The following is a 19024-nucleotide window of genomic DNA, read 5'->3' as shown; positions in this document are numbered from 1 at the left end:
ATGGCTGAGCGTTTGGACAAAGAAACTGCAATCGCGGACCGCACGGCCGATGTCGCCGTATCCGCGCCGACCTTGATTGGGCAGGGCTACATGCCCTATGAGCGCTTCGACGTTGCGGTCATTCGTGACGATGATGAAACACTGCGGCAGCGCCGTGACGTGATTCGTGCCGGCCGTGTTGCGGCAGTTTTGCCGATTGATTTCGCCCGCCAGGAGATCGTGTTGATCCGGCAATTCCGCCTCCCGGCGCATCTGGCCACCGGCCGCGGCGAAATGATCGAGATTGTGGCTGGGCGCGTCGATGGCGATGAGAGCGCGTTGTCAGCGGCGTCGCGTGAATGCCACGAGGAGATCGGTGTCACACCAGATCGGCTACTTGAACTCTACAGCGTGCTGACGACGCCGGGAATTACAGACGAATACGTCACATTCTTTCTTGGCTTTATCGACAGCAGCAAGGTTCCGTCCCGCGGGGGCCTCGTCGGCGAAGCAGAAGATACGCGGCCATTCATCGTATCGATCGATGCGGCGATTGCTGCGCTTGAGAGTAACGCTATCTTCAATGGCTTGATGGTCAGCGCCCTGCAATGGCTGGCGCTGCATCGGGGACGACTGCAGGATTACTACGAGCGCGCGGTGCCTAGCCCAGCCGCTTAACGCTCGTCACGTCGCTGCCTGCCGCTTTGATCCGCGCAATAGCACCCTTCGTGTCTTCGATGGCCGTTGCCATGTGATGCGCATTGGCATGCACGATCGTGTCGGCGTCGCGGACGATAGCGACGTGGCCTTTCCAGAAGATCAGGTCGCCGCGCTTCAGATGCCGCATCTCGGCGTCTGAAAGAGCGCGGCCGAGGCCACTCTCCTGCATGTCGCTGTCACGCGGGCATCCGGTTCCCGCGGCAGTCAGTGCGATTTGGACCAGCCCGGAGCAATCGATACCGAGACTGCTCTTGCCGCCCCAGAGATAGGGTGTGCCGACGAAGCGCTCGGCCACGGCAACGAAGTCGGTCTCGAACGCGTCGATCTCCGTTACATGCCGCCTCGGCACGCAATGTCCGGCATTCGTCATCGCAAATGCATCGGTCATCTTGACGATCGCCAGGCGCACGCCGAGCGGCAGTGTATCTGTCGGCGGCAGCTTGATGGAGGGACCAGGAAACAGGAACGTCCGGAGCGCGGTCACCTTGTGTGTTGGCATCGGCCCGGCTGGATAGAGCGCAAGATCCGAGAGCCAGCCGACATAGCCGTCGCCATTGAGTTGGCCCCAGGCCCAGCCTTCTTCATTGCGGTCGTAGATGGTGAAGCGCTCGCCCTTTAAGGCCTGCGTACTCATTTCGGCGCCGGCGAATGGCTGGAGCCGCATGGAGGTGACGCCATCGGTAACTTCGAATTCCTCGCCGTCGACGAAACGTACGGCTTCGACCTCGCCTTCAAGATATCGCGCGGCCACGTCCGGGCGCGCAGGCGTGAGCCTGGGGTCGCGTTTATCCATAGCGCTGGCTCAATAGTTGATAGATTGCCCGCGCAGCCTGGCATTCGCCGCCTTCGGGTCGCCCCGGTTTCGCCGATGGTGTCCAGCCATAGATATCCACGTGAAGCCAGCTCTTCGCGGCTTCGACGAAGCGCTGCAAAAACAGCGCGCATGTAATCGAGCCGGCAAAGCCGCCGGAGGGCGCATTGTTGATATTGGCCACCTTGGAGTCGAGCCAGGCATCGTAGGGCGCCCAAAGCGGCAGCCGCCACAGCGGATCGTTCTGCTCTTTGGCGCAGCGCGCGACATCGAGTGCCAGCGTCTCATCATTGGTGTAGTAGGGCGGCAGATCCGGACCAAGCGCCACGCGCGCAGCGCCGGTCAGTGTACCCAGATCGACCAGCAGGTCTGGCTTCTCCTCATCGGCATAGGCCAGCGCATCGGCCAGCACTAGGCGGCCTTCGGCGTCGGTGTTGCCGATTTCGACGGTCGGCCCCTTGCGCGACTTGAAAATATCGAGCGGACGGAAGGCATTACCGGCGACGGCGTTTTCCACGGCGGGGATCAGCACGCGCAGCCGCACCTTCAGCTTGGCGTCCATCACCATCAGCGCCAGCGCCAGGACGTTGGCAGCGCCGCCCATATCCTTCTTCATGATCAGCATGCCGCTCGATGGCTTGAGATCGAGGCCGCCGGTGTCGAAGCAAACGCCCTTGCCGACCAGTGTCACCTTTGGATGCGACGGATCACCCCAGGAGAAATCGATAAGCCGTGGCGCACGCGTCGAGGCCATGCCCACGGCGTGGATCAGCGGAAAATTCTGCTGAACGAGATTTTCACCGATAATGCACTTGAACTCTGCGCCAAAACGCGTGGCGAGATCCCTGGCGGTCGTGGCGAGCTCTTCCGGCCCCATATCGTTCGACGGCGTATTGATGAGATCGCGCGCGAGTGCTGCGGCCTCGGCGATACGGCTGATATCGGCGATGTCGAGGCCATCCGGCGGCACCAGTTTTACCTTGGGCGTATCATTCTTGCGATAACGGCTGAAACGATAGCTGCCGAGGGCGAAAGCGAGTACGGCGAGGCGGGTGTCGTGCGGTGCGTTGGCGAAACGGTAGGTGCCCGGCGGCAGCAGGCTGGGCAGTTGCCCGGGGCGGAACAGGTCGCGGAAGGCCGTGCTGTCGTCCTCCAGCCCGAAGATGACCTGGGCGATTGCGCCATCTTCCGTCGGCAACGCCAGCCAGGCGCCGGGTTTCGCCGTAAAGCCGTTGGCCGCGGCGAAGGCTTTCGCCGGCGCCGGCAGAGCAACGCTGATCTCCGGCCAGGTCGTCTTGGTCGCGAAGGTGATCGGAATGGCGGATGCGGCGGAGTTCTCGAAAGCGGAATGCATGTGCAGAATCTCGCGAAAGGGAGCGGCAATGACACCCGAAGCGCAAAGGGCGTCAAGCGACGGTATGGGAGGGTATGGCGCGGTCTGCGTCGATTAACCAGCCATTAGGGTTAACACTCTATTGCTGAAGGCATCTGGCCCGCCCGGCCGCTCCATTGTTGAGTCAAAATGCCATGCGCCAGCCCCCTTGTCTTGCCCGGCTTTTGACGACCGCGGCAGTGACGGCAATCCTGGCCACAGGCCTTGCCGGCTGCAAGACCGCAGGCATGTCCGATATCACCGGTTCACTTGGCGCCCGCGCGGAGGCGCCGGCCGATGCAGATCCCGCCCACGCCGTTGAAGTCTATGGCGAGCGCTACAGGGCCAACCCGAAGGATGCCGACGCCGCTCTGCGCTACGGCCAGGCGCTGCGCGCCAACGGCCAGCGTGCCCAGGCCGTATCCGTGTTTGAACAGGCGACACTCACGAATCCCGGCAACAAGCCGCTATTGGCGGGTTACGGCCGCGCGCTGGCAGACACCGGCAGCTTCCAGCGCGCCTTCGACGTGCTGACCACCGCGCATAGCCCGGCCAATCCGGACTGGCGCATTCTCTCGGCTCAGGGGGCCGTCCTGGACCAAATGGGCAAGCACGACGAGGCGCGCCGCTACTACGGCAGCGCGCTGAAGATCCGGCCGGAGGAGCCCTCTGTGCTTTCCAATCTCGGCCTGTCCTACATGCTCTCGAAAGATCTGCCGCAGGCGGAGGCGACGCTGCGCCGCGCGCAGGGCCGCGGCAATGTCGATCCGCGCGTCCGCCAGAATCTCGGCCTGGTGGTCGGTCTGCAGGGCCGGTTCGGCGAAGCGGAATCCATCGTTAAGGCCGACCTTCCGCCCGAGGAAGCAGCGGCGAATGTCGCGTATCTCAAGCAGATGCTGAGCAGCAAGGGCACGCCGCCCTTGGGCGCGCGGGACGACGCCGCGCCGCGTCGATCGTAGTTCCTCGTCAATCAAATTCCGCAATGATGTTCAGCAGGGCCGGCGGCACTGGCCTTACTGCATCGCTGCGACCTTGATGCCCGTCGGGCCGAGAATGACGACGAACAGCACTGGCAGGAAGAACAGGATCATCGGCACGGTCAGCTTGGGCGGCAGCGCGGCAGCCTTCTTCTCGGCCTCGTTCATACGCATGTCGCGGTTTTCCTGCGCCATGACGCGCAGGCTCTGCCCGAGCGGGGTGCCGTAACGCTCCGACTGCATCAGCGCCAGACAGACCGATTTGACGCCCTCAAGTCCGGTACGTTTTGCGAGGTTCTCATACGCAACCTTACGATCCTGCAGATAGGACAACTCGGCTGTGGTCAGCGTGAATTCTTCGGCCAGCGCCACCGACTGCGAGCCGATCTCGATGGATACGCGGCGAAACGCGACTTCGATGGACATACCGGATTCGATACAGATCAGCAGCAGATCAAGTGCGTCTGGAAACGCGCGACGGATCGAAAGCTGGCGCTTGGAGATCGCATTCTTGAGAAAGATCATCGGTGCCTGCAGGCCGAGATAGGCGGCGCCGAGGCACATGCCGATCTTGATGGGCGTCGATTGCTCCATGCGCGAGATCACGAACACATAGAGGATCGCGAAGACCAGGAACACGATCGGCGTGACGGCGCGGAAGAACAGGAATGTAATATAGGGCGCCTGGCCGCGATAGCCGGCCATCACGAGCTTGTCGAGTGCGGCCTCCTGCGCCAGCCACTTGCCGAGGTTGAAGTCGGTCACGACCTTGGAAACGAGCTGCTTCGGCGTTTGGCGCAGCGATACTCTCTCGCCTTTGGCCATGCGATCTCGCTCACGTTGCCGCAGCCGCTCCCGCTCGCTTGCGACAGCCTTCATGCGCTTGGCGAGACCGTCGCCCGCGAAGAGTGGCGTAAGCAGGCTGTAGGCCGTTGCTGCAACCGCGATCGCGGCAAGTAGCATCGTCATGAAACGGATGTCGTGGAGCTTTGCTATCAGGAGATCGAGCATGTCAGCACCATCAGAAGTCGAAGTTGATCATGCGTTTCATGACGAAGATGCCGCAGGACATCCAGACCACGCAGGCCGCCAGCATCAGCCGGCCCGTCGGATGGGTCCACAGCAGTGAAATATATTCAGGCGTACTGAGATAGACGAGCAACATCACGATCGGCGGCAGCGAGCCGATGATGCCGGCGGAAGCTTTGGCTTCCATCGACATGGCCTGGATTTTCTCGGCCATTTTCTTGCGATCGCGCAACACCTTGGAGAGATTGCCGAGAGCTTCCGAGAGGTTGCCGCCCGATTTCTGCTGAATCGCGATGACGATACCGAAGAAGTTGGCTTCCGGAAGCGGCATGCGCTCATAGAGCCGCGCACAGGCCTCGCCGAGCGGCATGCCGATCGTCTGAGTTTCGATGATGGCAAGAAACTCGCTACGCAGGGGCTCCGATGCGTCGGCAGCGACAACTTTGATCGAATCGAACAACGGCAGGCCGGCCTTGATACCGCGAACGATGACGTCGACGGCATCTGGTAGCGCCTTGAGGAAGGCGGCTTCGCGCCGCTTCTTGAGAAAGCCGAGTATCCAGCGCGGCAGGCCGAAGCCGGCGGCGAATCCGAGGCCAGCGGCCGCGAGTAAACCGCCGCCAAACAGCATTGTCATCAGGAAGCTTCCGCCCCCCAGAATGCCGGAGATCACCATGAATTTCTGATCGGTCCAGTCGAGCCCGGCCTGCGCTATCCGGGTCCCGAGTGGGATCTTCTTTTCTTTCTGAAGACGTGCTTCGACTTCCTTGAGCGATCCTTCGACTTGCTCACGCCGGGAGCGTTGGGTCCTGTCGACCTGGCGCGCCACCGGCTCCGAGCGTGCGACCGATGCGCGGCGGACCTCGGCCTTCTTCTCGCCGGACAAGAGCGGATAGAGAAATACCCAGGCCAGACCGCCGACGGCGATGCTGGCCATGAATGCCAATGCGAGCGCCTGCATGTTCATCACTCGCTCCTCAGTTCGGCGCTATGACTTCGGCAGCATCGAGCGCCGCCGCGAGCCGCTTCTCCTCGCCGTAATAGCGGGCACGATCCCAGAACCGCGGCCGGCCAATGCCGGTCGAGCGATGCCGTCCGATGATGTTGCCGTTGGCGTCTTCGCCAACCATGTCGTAGACGAACAGGTCCTGCGTAATGATGGTATCGCCTTCCATGCCCATCACCTCGGTGATGTGCGTGATGCGGCGCGAACCGTCGCGAAGACGGGCTGCCTGAACGATGACGTCGATCGACGCGCAGATCATTTCGCGAATCGTGCGCGACGGCAGCGAGAAGCCGCCCATGGTGATCATCGACTCGCAGCGCGACAATGCTTCGCGCGGATTGTTGGCGTGCAGGGTGCCCATCGAGCCGTCATGGCCGGTATTCATCGCCTGCAACAGGTCGAATGCCTCGGGGCCACGGACTTCGCCGACGATAATGCGCTCCGGACGCATACGCAGACAGTTGCGCACCAGTTCGCGCATCGTGATCTGGCCTTCGCCTTCGATGTTCGGCGGCCGGGTTTCCAGTCGCACCACGTGAGGCTGCTGCAGCTGGAGTTCAGCGGCGTCCTCACAGGTGATGATGCGCTCGTCGTCGTCGATATAGTTGGTGAGGCAGTTCAGCAGCGTGGTCTTGCCCGAACCGGTACCGCCAGAGATCAGCACGTTGGCGCGGCAACGGCCGATGATCTGGAGGATCTGGGCGCCGTCCGGCGAGATCGCGCCGAATTTGACCAGCTGCTCGAGCGTCAGCTTGTCCTTCTTGAACTTACGAATCGTCAGCGCAGGACCATCGATGGCCAGCGGCGGCACGATGGCGTTGACGCGCGATCCGTCGGCAAGACGGGCGTCGCAGATCGGTGAAGATTCGTCGACGCGGCGGCCGACCTGGCTGACGATGCGCTGGCAGATATTCAGCAACTGCTGATTATCGCGGAAGCGGATGCCGGTCTTCTGGATCTTGCCGCCGACTTCGATGAACACCGTGCCCGCGCCATTGACCATGATGTCGGCAATGTCGTCGCGCGCCAGCAATGGCTCCAGCGGACCATAACCGAGCACGTCGTTACAGATATCGTCGAGCAGTTCCTCCTGCTCGGCGATGGACATCACGATGTTCTTGATCGCAATGATCTCGTTGACGATGTCGCGGATTTCTTCGCGCGCGGATTCGGCATCGAGCTTGGCGAGTTGCGCGAGATCTATAGCCTCGATCAGAGCGCCGAAAATCGTCGCCTTGACCTGGTAGTAATTCTCCGAACGGCGCTCTGCTATTGTCGGCGCTGCTCGCGCGGGTGACAGCGGCGGCGATGACACAGCCGGAGGCGTAGACGCAGCCATCGCGCCGAGAGAAGGCTCCGGCGCGCTGGCGGGCTTGACGGCCCGGACATCGGTATCTGTTCCGCTACGCTTACCAAACACGATAGTACTCCATGCGGTGAATTACTTCGACCGCAGTTTCTCCAGGAATGGACCCAGGAAGGATCCTCGTGGCTTCTTGGTCTCGCCGCGACCGGTCAGCCGTTGCGCAATCTGCAGAAAGAGTTCGGTTGTGCGATGGCCGGCCGCAATTTCGGCGATCATCTGACCATTATTGGCGGCCGAGCCGAACATCTGTGGGTCGAACGGGATCGTGACGATCGGCGGCGTCTCGATGGCCTTGGCAAATTCACTGGCGCTGATTTCGGGCCGTTTTGGAACGCCGACCTGATTGAGGCAGTACAGCGGTGCGCGATCATTGGGCCGCGAGGCCTTGATCAGATCGTACATGTTCTTGGTATTGCGCAGGTTGGCGAGATCCGGCGCTGCGACGATCAGGATGTCGTCCGCGCCGATCAGTGCCCGCTTGGTCCAACCCGACCATTGATGCGGAACGTCGAGCACGATGCAGGGCATCGTCGACCGCAGCGTGTCGAAGATCGAGTCAAAGGCTTCGCTGCCGAAGTCGTAGACGCGGTCCAGCGTGGCAGGTGCAGCCAGCAGGCTGAGATGATCGGTGCACTTCGACAGCAGTCGGTCGATGAAGGCGGTGTCGACACGATCCGGCGAAAACACTGCATCGGCGATGCCCTGTGGCGGGTCCTGGTTGTAGTCCAGCCCGGCAGTTCCGAAGGCGAGATCGAGATCGGCAACAACGGAGTCGAGTGCTAGATCGCGTGCGATCGCCCAGGCGACATTGTGGGCGATCGTGGACGCGCCGACGCCGCCTTTGGCGCCAACCACGGCAATGATGCGGCCGACGGCCTTGGCTTCCGGTGCCGAGAACAGTCCGCAGATCGAACGCACGACGTCGATAGTTGCAACAGGCGCGATCACGTAGTCGCTGACGCCGCGGCGAACGAGCTCGCGGTACAGCGTGACGTCATTGACCTTGCCGATGACGACAACGCGCGTGCCGGCGTCGCAGACGGTGGCCAGTTGATCAAGACCAGCGAGAATATCGCCGCGTGGCTCGGTTTCGAGAACGATTACGTTCGGCGTCGGTGCCGACCGGTACGCTTCGATGGCCGCAGGCATGCCACCCATTTGGATCTTGATGTGAGCCTTGCCCAGGCGCCTGTCTTCGGCCGCAGCCTGCACAGCGGCAGCGGTTTCTACGGTCTCGCAGAACGCCTGCACCGACACCCGCGGTGCCGGCGCAATATGCTCCTCTGCCGCTGGTGTTGCGGCGGAGGGCTGCTCGTCTGCGGTTTTCTGCGCGTAGCTAATCATTGGCCCACATTGCTGATTTTGGTCTTGTCTTCGGGATAGGTCGTCGCGGTGCTCTCACCTTTGCGATACTTGTCCAGCACGACGGTACGTCGGCCGGCATAGAGAGGGGCTTCGGCGCGCGGCTGTACCAGATCCGAAGGATTGGCGACCATGGCGGCGAGATTGCGTTGCTGCGCACAGCCGAGATTGTGGTACGGCTTGTTCGCGAGATAGCCCTTGTTCTTGATCGACGATGCAAGGTCGTCGGGCCAGGTGCCGCACGGACCGGCCGAAGCCGCGATCAGCGGGTAGCTGACGCGGATGGTCGGCAACATACGCGGATCGCTTGGCTGATAGCTGCGCATCTGGACGCCGTTCTGCGGAATGCCGATCGCCATCAGGAGCGAATGAACCTCACGATAGGACTCTTTGGCGGCGCGTGCATTCGGTGTATTGACCGGCACCTCCGCGGTGATGACGCCGGTGCCTTCGCGCAACCAGTCCTGACCGAGCGATATGACATCCGCGCGCTGTGTGGCAGACAGGCCGCCGCGCTGGCTGCCGACGAAAACCTCGGTGGTCTTGGCCCGTTCTTCGACAACGATGGGATGCCGCAACCGGTAATCGTCCGGTATACTGGATGTGGTGTCCTGCGCGACGGTCTTGCAGCCCCCGAGCGCAAGCGCCAGGAACAGCAGCGCGCCGGTGGCAGTCCGCGTGCGCGAAGGGTATATCGCTGTGTGCTTGATCATGGTCATCGGATACATGTCCCGTCTCAATCCGTGATGAAGCCGAAAACGCCGCGATAGCTGCGCGTTGTCGGCGCCGGCTCGGCACGGTTGGGTGCGCCATAGATGCGGTTGACGTTGCCGAGCAGATCGGCCTGCGGATCGGATGCATCCACGAAGCCGTCATCCGGACGCGAGAGATCCTTCTGCGCGACGGCGCGGACCACATAGGGCGTGACTAGGACCATCAGCTCGGTGTTGTTGTTGACGTAATCCCGGCTGCGGAACAACGTGCCCAGCACAGGCAATTGCGACATGCCCGGCAGGCCGCTGATGGCAGCTTTGGTCTGCTGCTTGATAAGGCCGGCCATCACCATCGAACCGCCGGACGGTATCTCGAGCGTGGTGTCCGCACGGTTGACCTTGATCGCCGGGATCGACGTTCCGCTGATCGTGACGGAATTTTCCTGCGAGAGCTCAGAGACTTCGGTGCCGACACGCAGGCTGATACGACCTTCGCTCAGAACCACCGGCGTGAAGCCCAGCGAGATACCGAACTTCTTGAAGGTGATCTGCGTCGTACAGATCCGCGTCGTGGGATCGCAGGTATTGCCGCCGGGGACCGGGAATTCACCGCCTGCAAGGAAATTGGCGGTTTCGCCGGAGATTGCGGTCAACGTGGGCTCGGCGAGTGTCCGGATGACGCCGGCGTTTTCCATCGCCTTCAGCGTCGCCGTGACGGATGGCGTCGATCCGAAGGATGCTTTGAGAGCATTATCGGAGACCAGGCTGCTGCCGCGCGCCGTGAACGGGTTGCTATTGTTGAAGTTGACGACGGACGTGCCGTAGCTCATCGATGCCGACAGATCGACGCCGAGCTGCTTGACGATGTTGCGCTGGACTTCCGCAACGGTGACCTTGAGCATGACCTGATCACGCCCGCGCACCGAGATGCTGTTCACGACCTTGTCCGGGCCGCCGACGAGGCGCGCCGCGAGGTCCGCGGCCTGCTGCGCTTCGACCTGGCTCGATGCCGTACCCGACAGCATCACGCCATCGCCCAGACCTTCGATGCGAATATCGGCATTCGGCAAGGTCTGCTTGAGCGCGGCCCGAATACCATTCAGGTCGCGTGTGACGGCGATATCGTAGGCGGCGATCTGTTGGCCGCTGACGTCGAAGAAGACGATGTTGGTCTGGCCTACGGTCGCGCCGATGATGTAGGCGCGCTGTGCCGAACGCACGACGGCGTTGGCGATCTTGGGATCGGCGACCAGCACATCCTTGATGTCGCGCGGCAGGTCGATGACGATCGACTTGCCGATGCCGAGCGGCAGGAATTTCGCGTTCAATGCGCCGGCGCTGCCGGCTTGCATGGATGCGGAGTCGGCCGCGAAAATTGGCGTCAATACGGGATTGATCGTGAGCGCCGTGATGGCGGTGAGCGACAGTGCACGGGCTGCAAGAGCCCGCATCGATCCGCCTGTTATGATGTGCTTCATCGCCTGCGTCCTCTTGATCACTTCGTCATGGTCGCGGTCGACGGGATGCCGTAGCGCACGATGTTAATGCTGTCGCGCTTGCCGCCATTCGGATCTTCAACCGGCGCAGGCGCGTTGGCGTCGACCAGGGCGCGCAACGCCAGCGAGATCGTGCCGCTCTGCCGCGCGCGGGCGAGCAACTCGGCCTGTTCGGGCTTCAATTCGAGCGTTGCGGTCTTGCCGACGACTGAATTCTGGCCGTCCTTCTCCTTGGGCGCCTGATCGATGGCTAGAACGCGGATGTTGTTCAGAATGATCTCGGAGTTCACGACTTCAGCACCGCCGCGATCGCCGCCACGTTCGCGCTTCGACAGGATCACGTCGACGCGATCGTTCGGCAGGATGAAGCCGCCAGCGCCGGTTTCTGGCGAAATTTCGGTGGAGACGGCACGCATGCCGGTCGGCAGAACGGCGGCCATGAAGCCGGCGCCATTGGCCCGCACCAGTTTCGGTTCACGGATCGGTTCGCCGGCAATGAAGGCCGAACGCGCGATGGAGCCGGCGATTTGCGTCGCCGCGTCCGGGCGGCTGTTACGGCTGATGACGTTGGTGCTTGCCGCTGATGCGGGCCAGGACTGCCACTGGACATCATCGGGACCGAGCGCCTGACCGAGCGCGATATCGGCTTTGGCGACCAGAACGTCAGTTGTCGGGGCTTCGGCGACCTGAGGGGGCGGCGGTGTGTCCGAAGTGCTCGCAAGATATAGCGCCACACTGCCAGCGCCGAGTGCAATGGCGAGGACCACAATGCGTGCGGTATTCATACGCTTCACTTTCCACATTACGCCGCGACGCTGCCGTCGCTGTAACGGGAGTTGACCAGTTATTCGTCAAAGCATGGTTAATGAGCGGTATCTAAATCGCGTTAATAGAAAGTTCAGATCTCAGTGAAGCGCGAGACGCGCCAGATCGATCGTCTTTATCCAGTTGGTGTCCGGGTAAACGAGCAGCGCACCGAGGGCGAGGGCCACACCGTAGGGGATTCCGGTTTCCTTGTGATGCAGACGCATCAGCCAGGCCTGGCCGCCGAGCGCATAGGGCAGCGGCCACTGCCGGAACTGGAGCAGTAGCAACGTTAGCGCGCCGCCGAACAGTGAAGCGTAAACGAGGTAGTTCAGGAGATGGTCGAAGCCGAACCACAGTCCCGCGGTTGCGGCGAGCTTGGCATCGCCGCCACCGATCCAGCCGAACGCGAAGCAGGCGAAAGCGACCACCAGCACGGTCGCGCCCGCGCCGAGATGCGACAGCGCATCGTGAAGGCCCATCCCGCCGAAGACCGCAAGTGCGGCGAAACCAGCCACCAGCAGCAACGAGATGCGGTTTGAGATGGTCATCGTGAAAAGATCGCTGATCGCCGCATAGGCCATCAGGCCCGGGAACAGCAGAAGACGCGTCAAATCGAGGATCATGGCTTCAAAGGCCTGTTGCGGCGACGATGAAAAACCTAGCCAACAGAAATGAACAATCGGACAACAAGAAACAATTCACCAAACGCTGACGATCCGAATTGCGACCGCGACCAGCGCGAGGATCAATGCGGCGCAAACCAGGCCGGCGGGGTCGCGCAGCGAAAGCTGCAGTCCTTCCAGGAGGGAACCGGGTGTGCCTGGGTGTCTCATACGCAGAACGATCCTGAAGGCCGACGGTCGGCAGCATTCGGAAACAAAAAAGGCTCCGGAATCCGGAGCCTTTGATGCACTCGTAACAGTCGCTTACTTGAGCGAGGTGTTTATCGAGGTGAACTTGGTGTTCAGGTTCGAGCCGAGGCCGTTAACGACCGCGATGATGGCCAGCGAGATGCCGGCAGCAATCAGGCCGTATTCGATAGCGGTGGCGCCGGACTCATCCTTCATGAAACGCGAAACGAGGTTCTTCATAATACAAAACTCCATATGTGCACGTGGCTGTCGATCGTGATGCCTGGTCTCCCCGGCGTTCTCAGCACCGTGACCATGAGGGACACTAGGAGTCGGGAATTGCAGTGCGGTTAATTCGATCGATGAAAGTCGGTCGCATTTGTCTCTTCTTTTGCACGGTAAATAGCTACTTAAGACGATTTTAGAATGACTTGGGTGTGATAACACCACGCATGCTTTGTGCGCTTCATCCCTCCTTAAGCATACCGCGGTAACTCTTGGCCTCCGAATACCGCGAGGCCGCGATGACGACACTCCCCTTCGACATCCTGAACATGTTCGGCGAGACCATCATGAAGGTGGTGCCGGTCACGCTGGTTCTTGCGGTGGTCTTTACGGTGCTGACGCATTTCTGGGCCTGCAATCCCGGTAAGCATTGGTGGCGGAAGACGGAGATCGTGACCGATGTGGTCTACTGGTTCTTCGTGCCGCTGATCACCCGCGTCGTGCGTATCGGACTGCTCGTGGTCGGCGCTTCGGTCGTCTTCAACATTCACGATGCCGATGAACTGATCGCCTTCTACGACAACGGCCACGGGCCGCTGGCGCAGATGCCGCTCTGGGTACAGGCGATCTTCTTTCTCGTGGTGTCCGACTTCATGCTGTACTGGCTGCACCGGATGTATCACGGCGGCGGCTTCTGGAAATACCACGCGATCCATCACTCGTCGGAAGAGCTGGACTGGATCTCCGCGGCACGGTTTCACCCGGTCAATCTGTTTCTCGGCACCGTCGCGGTCGATGTGCTGCTGCTCATGGCCGGTATTTCGCCGAACATCATGCTGTGGGTCGGACCGTTCACGACTTTCCACTCGGCTTTCGTGCACGCCAATCTGAACTGGACGCTCGGGCCATTCAGATATGTGCTGGCAACGCCGGTGTTCCACCGCTGGCACCACACGTCGCTGGAACGCGGCGGTAACACCAACTTCGCTGGCACGTTTCCGATCTGGGACATGATGTTTGGAACCTTCCGCATGCCGGCGGGGGAGTTGCCGGACAATTACGGTGTCGATGGCGAGGCGTTGCCGACCGAATTCACCGGCCAGCTGGCCTATCCGTTCAAGCAGTAGGGTGCGTTCCTATTTTCCCTCCCGAAGCAGCGAAGCTGTGCAGCGGGAGTGATCACGCGACCGTCGTCCGATCATCGCTTATGTGAATTTCAAACAGTCAAGCCTCCGCATTCTCGCGGCGCTTTCGCTTCCGAGTTTTGCGCATTCCTTCCTGCCTCGTTGGCGTGCGGAACGCCAGGTGCCCGACGCACCCCTGGGCCTGATGCCGATGCGGTCTTCCGTAAGGGAGTGCATCAGGACTTTCGGAGCCACCGGGATCAACCCCCGGCACATTAATTGGTGTGCCTAGGTTCGCGCTGTGCCGGCTTCGCCGGCGACGCACGCCCCGGAATGACAGTGGAAACTCGGGGCTCAGTCCTGCTCCGGAATGACGGTCAATCCAAGCTTTCCTAAGCCGGGACAGCGTCTATCATGCACCCCGCCACCGCCGTTTCCAGTTCCTTCATCAATTAACGGCACATTTGCCATGTCGGGCGCCGGCACCGCTGCGTATCTGCTTTTGTCGGCTTGTATCGTCCCGGAGTACAGGATGTCGTTTCAGTCGAAGCGCGCGCGGATGCGCGCGATGTTTGTGGCCCGTGCTCTGGCGGCAGGGACCATGCTGTTGCCGGCGGGCAGTCTTGCGGCCCCTGCGAATGATCTGATCGCAGTCAGCGTCGATCAGGCCAGGCTCGTCAAATTTCCCGAGAAGATCGCTACCATCGTGGTCGGCAACCCCTTGATCGCCGATGTGACGCTGCAAGCCGGCGGCATGGTCGTCGTCACCGGCAAGAGCTATGGCGCCACCAATGTGATTGCCATTGATCGCGCAGGCTCCGTGCTGATGGACCGCGTCATTCAGGTGGAAGGCCCGACCGACAAGGTCGTGACCGTCTATCGCGGTATGAGCCGGGAGACCTATAGCTGCGCGGCGAATTGCGAGCGGCGTTTGACGCTGGGTGACGGGGAAACCTTCTTCAAGTCGACGATGGATCAGGCCGGCGCCATCGGCAGTCAGGCCGCGACGATCGGGGCGAGAAACAACTAGAGTCTGATTCATCTCCGATGAATCAGACTCTAACGTTTTTCTTTATTGGAGCATGATCCTATCCGAAAACCGGTATCCACTTTTCGGGATCATGCTCTAAGCCACCACTTTTCGTCGGTCAGCCCAATCCCGCCCGGACATCATCGCAAGCCTCCTGCCACATGGGTAATGGTGGGTTAACGCATCGAGCCATCTTGTCTCGATCCGGCGAAACACTTCAACAATCTGTTTCCGATACATCTCGGCGGTAGTTATTTCCTATCACCGAGGCACTTGCAGATGCTGCTACCGCTGATCTCGATGGCGACGCTCGCCGGGCGCCTGCGCCGCTTCGGCCATAACAGCAGCGGATCGGCCGCGGTCGAATTCGCGATGATCGCGCCGATCTTCTTCGCGCTGATTTTTGCCATCATGGAAACCGGCATGGTGTTTCTGGCTGGACAGGTCCTTGAAACCGGCGTCCAGGATGCCGCGCGGTCGATCTATACGTGTTCTGCTGCAGCTACAGCCGTCGATTTCAAGACGTCGATCTGCGCGCGCGCATCGGCACTGATGGATTGCACCAAGCTCGATATCGATGTGCGGTCGTACGATCCCGGCACAGCGATCACGATTTCGGATCCGATCGACGCCAGCGGCAACTATGTGTCGACGAATCTCGTCTACCAGCCGCCGGCCTGTCCGACCACCAAGACCGTGGTCGTGCGCGGTTTCTATCAGTGGCCGCTCTATGTGACCGGCCTAGGCTACAACATCGCCAATATCAGTCGTGGAACGACGAGCAGCAAGCGCCTGCTGGCCGCGACAGCGGCTACCGGACCGCAGTGATGGCAGGGATCGGGACAATGCGCGTGCGTATGGCAGCACTGGCAGCCTGGCGACGGGCCTTGCTGTTGCGAGACGATACGAGAGGCGTATCCGCGGTCGAGTTCGCGATGATCATTCCGCTGATGTTCCTGATGTTCTTCGGCATGCTGGATGTTTCCAACGGTTTTGCCGTCGATCGCAAGGTCAGCCAGATCTCACAAGGCATGGCCGACCTGGCGTCGCGCTACACGACGCTAGCGGAAACCGATGTGTCGAACTTCTTCATCATTGGCGACGCGATGCTGACGCCTTACGACAAGACGCAGCTTCAAGTGTCGGTCAGCCAAGTGTATATCGATCCGGCGACCAAGACCGCCAAGGTGGTGTGGACGCGCGGCGATTATCCCACCGGGAAAGATGCGAATGGCAATGTCGTGGTCAGGAAAGTGAAAGACATCGTATCGGTTCCCACCGACCTGATCGTCAAGGACGCCAACGGGAACTATCTGCCGAACCAGTATCTGATCCTCGGCGAGGCCAACTATAAATACGTGCCGACGATTGGCTGGGTCGTGCCGAAGGGCGGGCTCACGCTGTCCGATGCGATGTACACGCGACCGCGGCAAACGTCATGCGTCGTGATGGTGACGAGTTGCACGCCGTAATTTGCGATCATGCGCTGCGTATTTGTAGTTGCAGCGAACGATCGTCGATCCACTTTCCGAATCATCCTTCAGCAAAAAGGCCGCGCTCGAGAGCGCGGCCTTTTCGTATTCAGTCGATCAGTTCGCAAGCATCTGGCTTGCGAGTGATCGTTTAGCCTGCGGCGCGGAGATTGTCGGCCGACGATTTGCCGGAACGACGGTCAGCAACGATTTCGTAGCTGATCTTCTGGCCTTCACGCAGGGTGCCGAGACCGGCACGCTCAACGGCGGAGATGTGAACGAACACGTCGTTGCCACCATCGTCCGGCTGAATGAAGCCGAAGCCCTTGGTCGCGTTAAACCACTTCACTGTTCCCATGCTCATGGGGGTAGTCCCTTCTCAAGAATATAGTGTAGCCCACGAAACATATGTGGGCTGGTGACATCGAATTTTTGGAAGGGTCGTCAGTCTAGACCGGCTGCACCGGGGGATAGATAATGTCGTCCGGCCGAAAATCGATTAACTCATATTAGGGGAAGCGCCCCCCCAAAACAATCCTGACGCGCACGATTTTTTGATTGCGCACGAACGGTCAGGAACGCTTACCCATCCGCGCATCGGGAGTGACCGGATGCGCGGGCTGGTTGTCGTTACTGTGCCAACTGTCGACAGTTTAGAAGCGTGCTGCGCTTAACGGCGACGGAACTGACCGCGCGGCGGTGCACCACGGGGAGGACCACCAGGACGTTCGTCCTTGTGGCGGAAAATCAGGCGACCCTTTTCGAGGTCGTAAGGCGACATCTCGATGGTCACGCGATCACCCGCCAGCGTCTTGATGCGGTTCTTCTTCATCTTGCCGGCGGTGTAGGCGACGATTTCGTGTCCTGCATCCAATTGCACGCGATAGCGTGCATCGGGGAGGATTTCAGTCACCAGTCCTTCGAACTGGATCAGCTCTTCTTTGGCCATTGTTAGCTCCAGATCGATCGGCTGTTAGCGTGGCCGCTGGGTGCGGTTCGGGGTTGTATTCGGTCGGCTTTCGCGGTGCAGGAAGGCAACGCCCTGCATCCCTTCTTTGGTCGTAGATCCGGCCTGATTGGCCGGGCGTGAGATCGGCTCATGGCGAGCGTTCTCGTGTCTTGCATTCTCGTGTCTCGCATTTTCGCTCCGACCATGATCGCGGTTCGGCTGCGATGCGGCACCTCCGCCGCCATGGGGACGACGACGATTGCGCGCGTTCTTGCCGGGCGCTCCGTCATTGCTGCGGGGGGCATGCGGGGCGGAGCGACCGTTGCGCTGACCGCCACGATTCTGGGAAGGCGACGGCCCCACGTCATTACGGCCTGGGGTACGGCGGTCTTCCTTCGGAAGCGAAATACGGATCAGCTTTTCAATATCGCGCAGATACGCCATTTCCTCGCCGGCGCAAAGGGAGATTGCAATGCCTTCGCGTCCGGCACGGGCGGTACGGCCGATGCGGTGAACGTAGGTTTCCGGGATATTCGGCAGGTCGAAATTCACCACATGGGTGATGCCGTCGACGTCGATGCCGCGGGCGGCGATGTCGGTGGCCACCAGCGTGCGGATTTCGCCGGTGCGGAACTGGGCGAGCGTGCGCTCACGATGGTTCTGCGACTTGTTGCCGTGGATCGCGGCGGCGGCGATGCCGGCGCGCTCGAGGCCCTTCACGACCTTGTCGGCGCCGTGCTTGGTGCGGGTGAACACCAGCGCGCGGTCGACCGTCTCGGTCTTGAGGATCTGGGCGAGAATGGTCGGCTTGGCGGAGTGATCCACCAGCATGATCCGCTGGCTGATGCGCTCCACGGTGGAGGCGACCGGGGTCACCGCAACGCGGGCCGGATCCTTGAGCATTGCTTCGGCGAGATCGGCGATGTCCTTCGGCATGGTGGCCGAGAAGAACAGGGTCTGGCGCTTGATCGGCAGCTTGGCGACGACTTTGCGGATGTCGTTGATGAAGCCCATGTCGAGCATGCGGTCGGCTTCGTCGAGCACCAGAAACTCAACCATGTTGAGCTTCAACCCGTTGCTTTGCACGAGGTCGAGCAGGCGGCCGGGGGTGGCGACGAGGACGTCCACGCCCTGCATCAACGAGCGCACCTGACGGCCCATTGGCACGCCGCCGATCGCTAGCGCCGATGCGAGCTGCATGTGGCGGCCATAGGCGTTGAACGAGTCGAGGATCTGGCCGGAGAGTTCGCGGGTCGGGCTCAACACCAGCACGCGGCAGGTCTTGGGCTGCGGCTTGATGCGATTCTCGAGCAAGCGATGGAGGATGGGGAGCGCGAAAGAGGCCGTCTTGCCGGTGCCGGTCTGGGCGATGCCGATCACGTCCTTGCCGGTAATGGCAATCGGGATGGTCTGTGCCTGGATCGGGGTCGGCGTGGTGTAGTTTTCTTCTTTAAGCGCACGGGTGATGGGATCGGCGAGGCCGAATTCCTGAAAGGTGGTCAAAAGATTGATCTTTCCAAAGTGAAAGCAGACGCCCGGCCATGATTCAAAGATCATGGGGCCAGGAGCGCGCGAGGGTGTCCGGGACACCCGCGTGTTTGGGGCGTCAGTTCTGGTTAGCTGAAGGGGCAAGCCAGAAACCGTCGAACTGCCCTGAATACGATCAGAGTAAAGACGGGATCAGAACACGCGGCTCGCAAAGACCTGATGATTCTCTAGGTCGTTCGGATGATAT

Annotated in this window: 20 protein-coding genes; 6 read left to right on the top strand and 14 right to left on the bottom strand. The window is 61.1% G+C overall.

From position 1 onward, the window contains the following. Positions 1-657, top strand: coding sequence for an NUDIX domain-containing protein (locus tag CIW50_RS25780; RefSeq protein ID WP_149534011.1), 657 nt, complete (start codon positions 1-3; stop codon positions 655-657). Here the strand turns inward: CIW50_RS25780 and CIW50_RS25775 are convergent. Both CIW50_RS25775 and CIW50_RS25770 read right to left on the bottom strand, forming a co-directional pair. Then, positions 641-1492, bottom strand: a complete 852-nt coding sequence (locus CIW50_RS25775) for a C40 family peptidase (protein WP_149534010.1) — start codon at positions 1490-1492, stop codon at positions 641-643. The two genes, CIW50_RS25780 and CIW50_RS25775, sit on opposite strands and share 17 nt — an antisense overlap. Next, the gene (locus CIW50_RS25770) at positions 1485-2864 is read right to left on the bottom strand and encodes a leucyl aminopeptidase family protein (protein WP_149534009.1); all 1380 of its coding nucleotides are present in this window, start codon (positions 2862-2864) and stop codon (positions 1485-1487) included. The genes CIW50_RS25775 and CIW50_RS25770 overlap by 8 nt, the downstream gene beginning before the upstream one ends. A 173-nt stretch (positions 2865-3037) precedes the next feature. Here CIW50_RS25770 and CIW50_RS25765 point away from each other — a divergent pair, with 173 nt between their 5' ends. Beyond that, positions 3038-3841 carry a tetratricopeptide repeat protein gene (locus CIW50_RS25765; RefSeq protein WP_149534008.1) on the top strand — a complete coding sequence of 268 codons (804 nt, stop codon included), beginning with the start codon at positions 3038-3040 and terminating at the stop codon, positions 3839-3841. Between the two features lie 54 nt (positions 3842-3895). Here the strand turns inward: CIW50_RS25765 and CIW50_RS25760 are convergent, their stop codons facing one another. From CIW50_RS25760 to CIW50_RS25720, 9 genes are all read right to left on the bottom strand, one after another. Beyond that, entirely contained in the window at positions 3896-4870 is a 975-nt protein-coding gene (locus CIW50_RS25760; protein ID WP_149534007.1) for a type II secretion system F family protein, read from the bottom strand. 10 nt (positions 4871-4880) lie between these two features. Continuing rightward, positions 4881-5855, bottom strand: a complete 975-nt coding sequence (locus tag CIW50_RS25755; protein WP_149534006.1) for a type II secretion system F family protein — start codon at positions 5853-5855, stop codon at positions 4881-4883. Between the two features lie 10 nt (positions 5856-5865). Then, entirely contained in the window at positions 5866-7314 is a 1449-nt protein-coding gene (locus tag CIW50_RS25750) for a TadA family conjugal transfer-associated ATPase (RefSeq protein WP_149534005.1), read from the bottom strand. Between the two features lie 21 nt (positions 7315-7335). Beyond that, positions 7336-8604, bottom strand: coding sequence for a CpaE/TadZ family protein (locus tag CIW50_RS25745; RefSeq protein ID WP_149534004.1), 1269 nt, complete (start codon positions 8602-8604; stop codon positions 7336-7338). Further along, positions 8601-9335, bottom strand: a complete 735-nt coding sequence (locus tag CIW50_RS25740; RefSeq protein WP_502707544.1) for a CpaD family pilus assembly protein — start codon at positions 9333-9335, stop codon at positions 8601-8603. Before CIW50_RS25740 ends, CIW50_RS25745 begins: the two co-directional genes overlap by 4 nt. Positions 9336-9358: 23 nt before the next feature. Beyond that, on the bottom strand, positions 9359-10813 hold the full coding sequence (locus tag CIW50_RS25735) for a type II and III secretion system protein family protein (protein ID WP_172980469.1): 1455 nt from the start codon (positions 10811-10813) through the stop codon (positions 9359-9361). Positions 10814-10830: 17 nt separating this feature from the next. After that, positions 10831-11616: a Flp pilus assembly protein CpaB gene (cpaB, locus tag CIW50_RS25730; protein WP_149534002.1), complete on the bottom strand. Its 786-nt coding sequence runs from the start codon at positions 11614-11616 to the stop codon at positions 10831-10833. A 120-nt stretch (positions 11617-11736) separates the two neighbouring features. Then, positions 11737-12261 carry an A24 family peptidase gene (locus CIW50_RS25725; protein WP_149534001.1) on the bottom strand — a complete coding sequence of 175 codons (525 nt, stop codon included), beginning with the start codon at positions 12259-12261 and terminating at the stop codon, positions 11737-11739. A gap of 303 nt (positions 12262-12564) precedes the next feature. After that, positions 12565-12729 (bottom strand): Flp family type IVb pilin, encoded by a 165-nt coding sequence (locus tag CIW50_RS25720; protein ID WP_149534000.1) that lies wholly within the window; start codon positions 12727-12729, stop codon positions 12565-12567. 284 nt (positions 12730-13013) lie between these two features. On the opposite strand from CIW50_RS25720, the gene CIW50_RS25715 reads away from it, so the two are divergent. The 4 genes from CIW50_RS25715 (at position 13014) to CIW50_RS25700 (ending at position 16340) form a co-directional block, all read left to right on the top strand. After that, positions 13014-13841, top strand: coding sequence for a sterol desaturase family protein (locus tag CIW50_RS25715; RefSeq protein ID WP_149533999.1), 828 nt, complete (start codon positions 13014-13016; stop codon positions 13839-13841). A gap of 529 nt (positions 13842-14370) precedes the next feature. Next, positions 14371-14868 carry a pilus assembly protein N-terminal domain-containing protein gene (locus CIW50_RS25710; RefSeq protein WP_149533998.1) on the top strand — a complete coding sequence of 166 codons (498 nt, stop codon included), beginning with the start codon at positions 14371-14373 and terminating at the stop codon, positions 14866-14868. A 279-nt stretch (positions 14869-15147) separates the two neighbouring features. Next, entirely contained in the window at positions 15148-15696 is a 549-nt protein-coding gene (locus tag CIW50_RS25705; RefSeq protein WP_149533997.1) for a TadE/TadG family type IV pilus assembly protein, read from the top strand. Positions 15697-15713: 17 nt separating this feature from the next. Beyond that, positions 15714-16340 carry a TadE/TadG family type IV pilus assembly protein gene (locus CIW50_RS25700; RefSeq protein WP_172980468.1) on the top strand — a complete coding sequence of 209 codons (627 nt, stop codon included), beginning with the start codon at positions 15714-15716 and terminating at the stop codon, positions 16338-16340. 151 nt (positions 16341-16491) lie between these two features. On the opposite strand, the gene CIW50_RS25695 is transcribed toward CIW50_RS25700, so the two are convergent. The 3 genes from CIW50_RS25695 to CIW50_RS25685 all read right to left on the bottom strand — a co-directional run bounded on the left by CIW50_RS25695 (position 16492) and on the right by CIW50_RS25685 (position 18846). Next, positions 16492-16704, bottom strand: coding sequence for a cold-shock protein (locus tag CIW50_RS25695; protein WP_011474122.1), 213 nt, complete (start codon positions 16702-16704; stop codon positions 16492-16494). Between the two features lie 306 nt (positions 16705-17010). Beyond that, entirely contained in the window at positions 17011-17289 is a 279-nt protein-coding gene (gene infA / locus CIW50_RS25690) for a translation initiation factor IF-1 (protein ID WP_068733922.1), read from the bottom strand. 24 nt (positions 17290-17313) lie between these two features. Next, positions 17314-18846: a DEAD/DEAH box helicase gene (locus tag CIW50_RS25685; protein ID WP_149533995.1), complete on the bottom strand. Its 1533-nt coding sequence runs from the start codon at positions 18844-18846 to the stop codon at positions 17314-17316. Between the last annotated feature and the right edge of the window lie 178 nt (positions 18847-19024).

This window comes from Tardiphaga sp. P9-11, from assembly GCF_008329525.1.
Taxonomy (GTDB): domain Bacteria; phylum Pseudomonadota; class Alphaproteobacteria; order Rhizobiales; family Xanthobacteraceae; genus Tardiphaga.
Note: the sequence above shows the minus strand (reverse complement) of the source record. Positions and strands in the feature narration are given on the sequence as shown.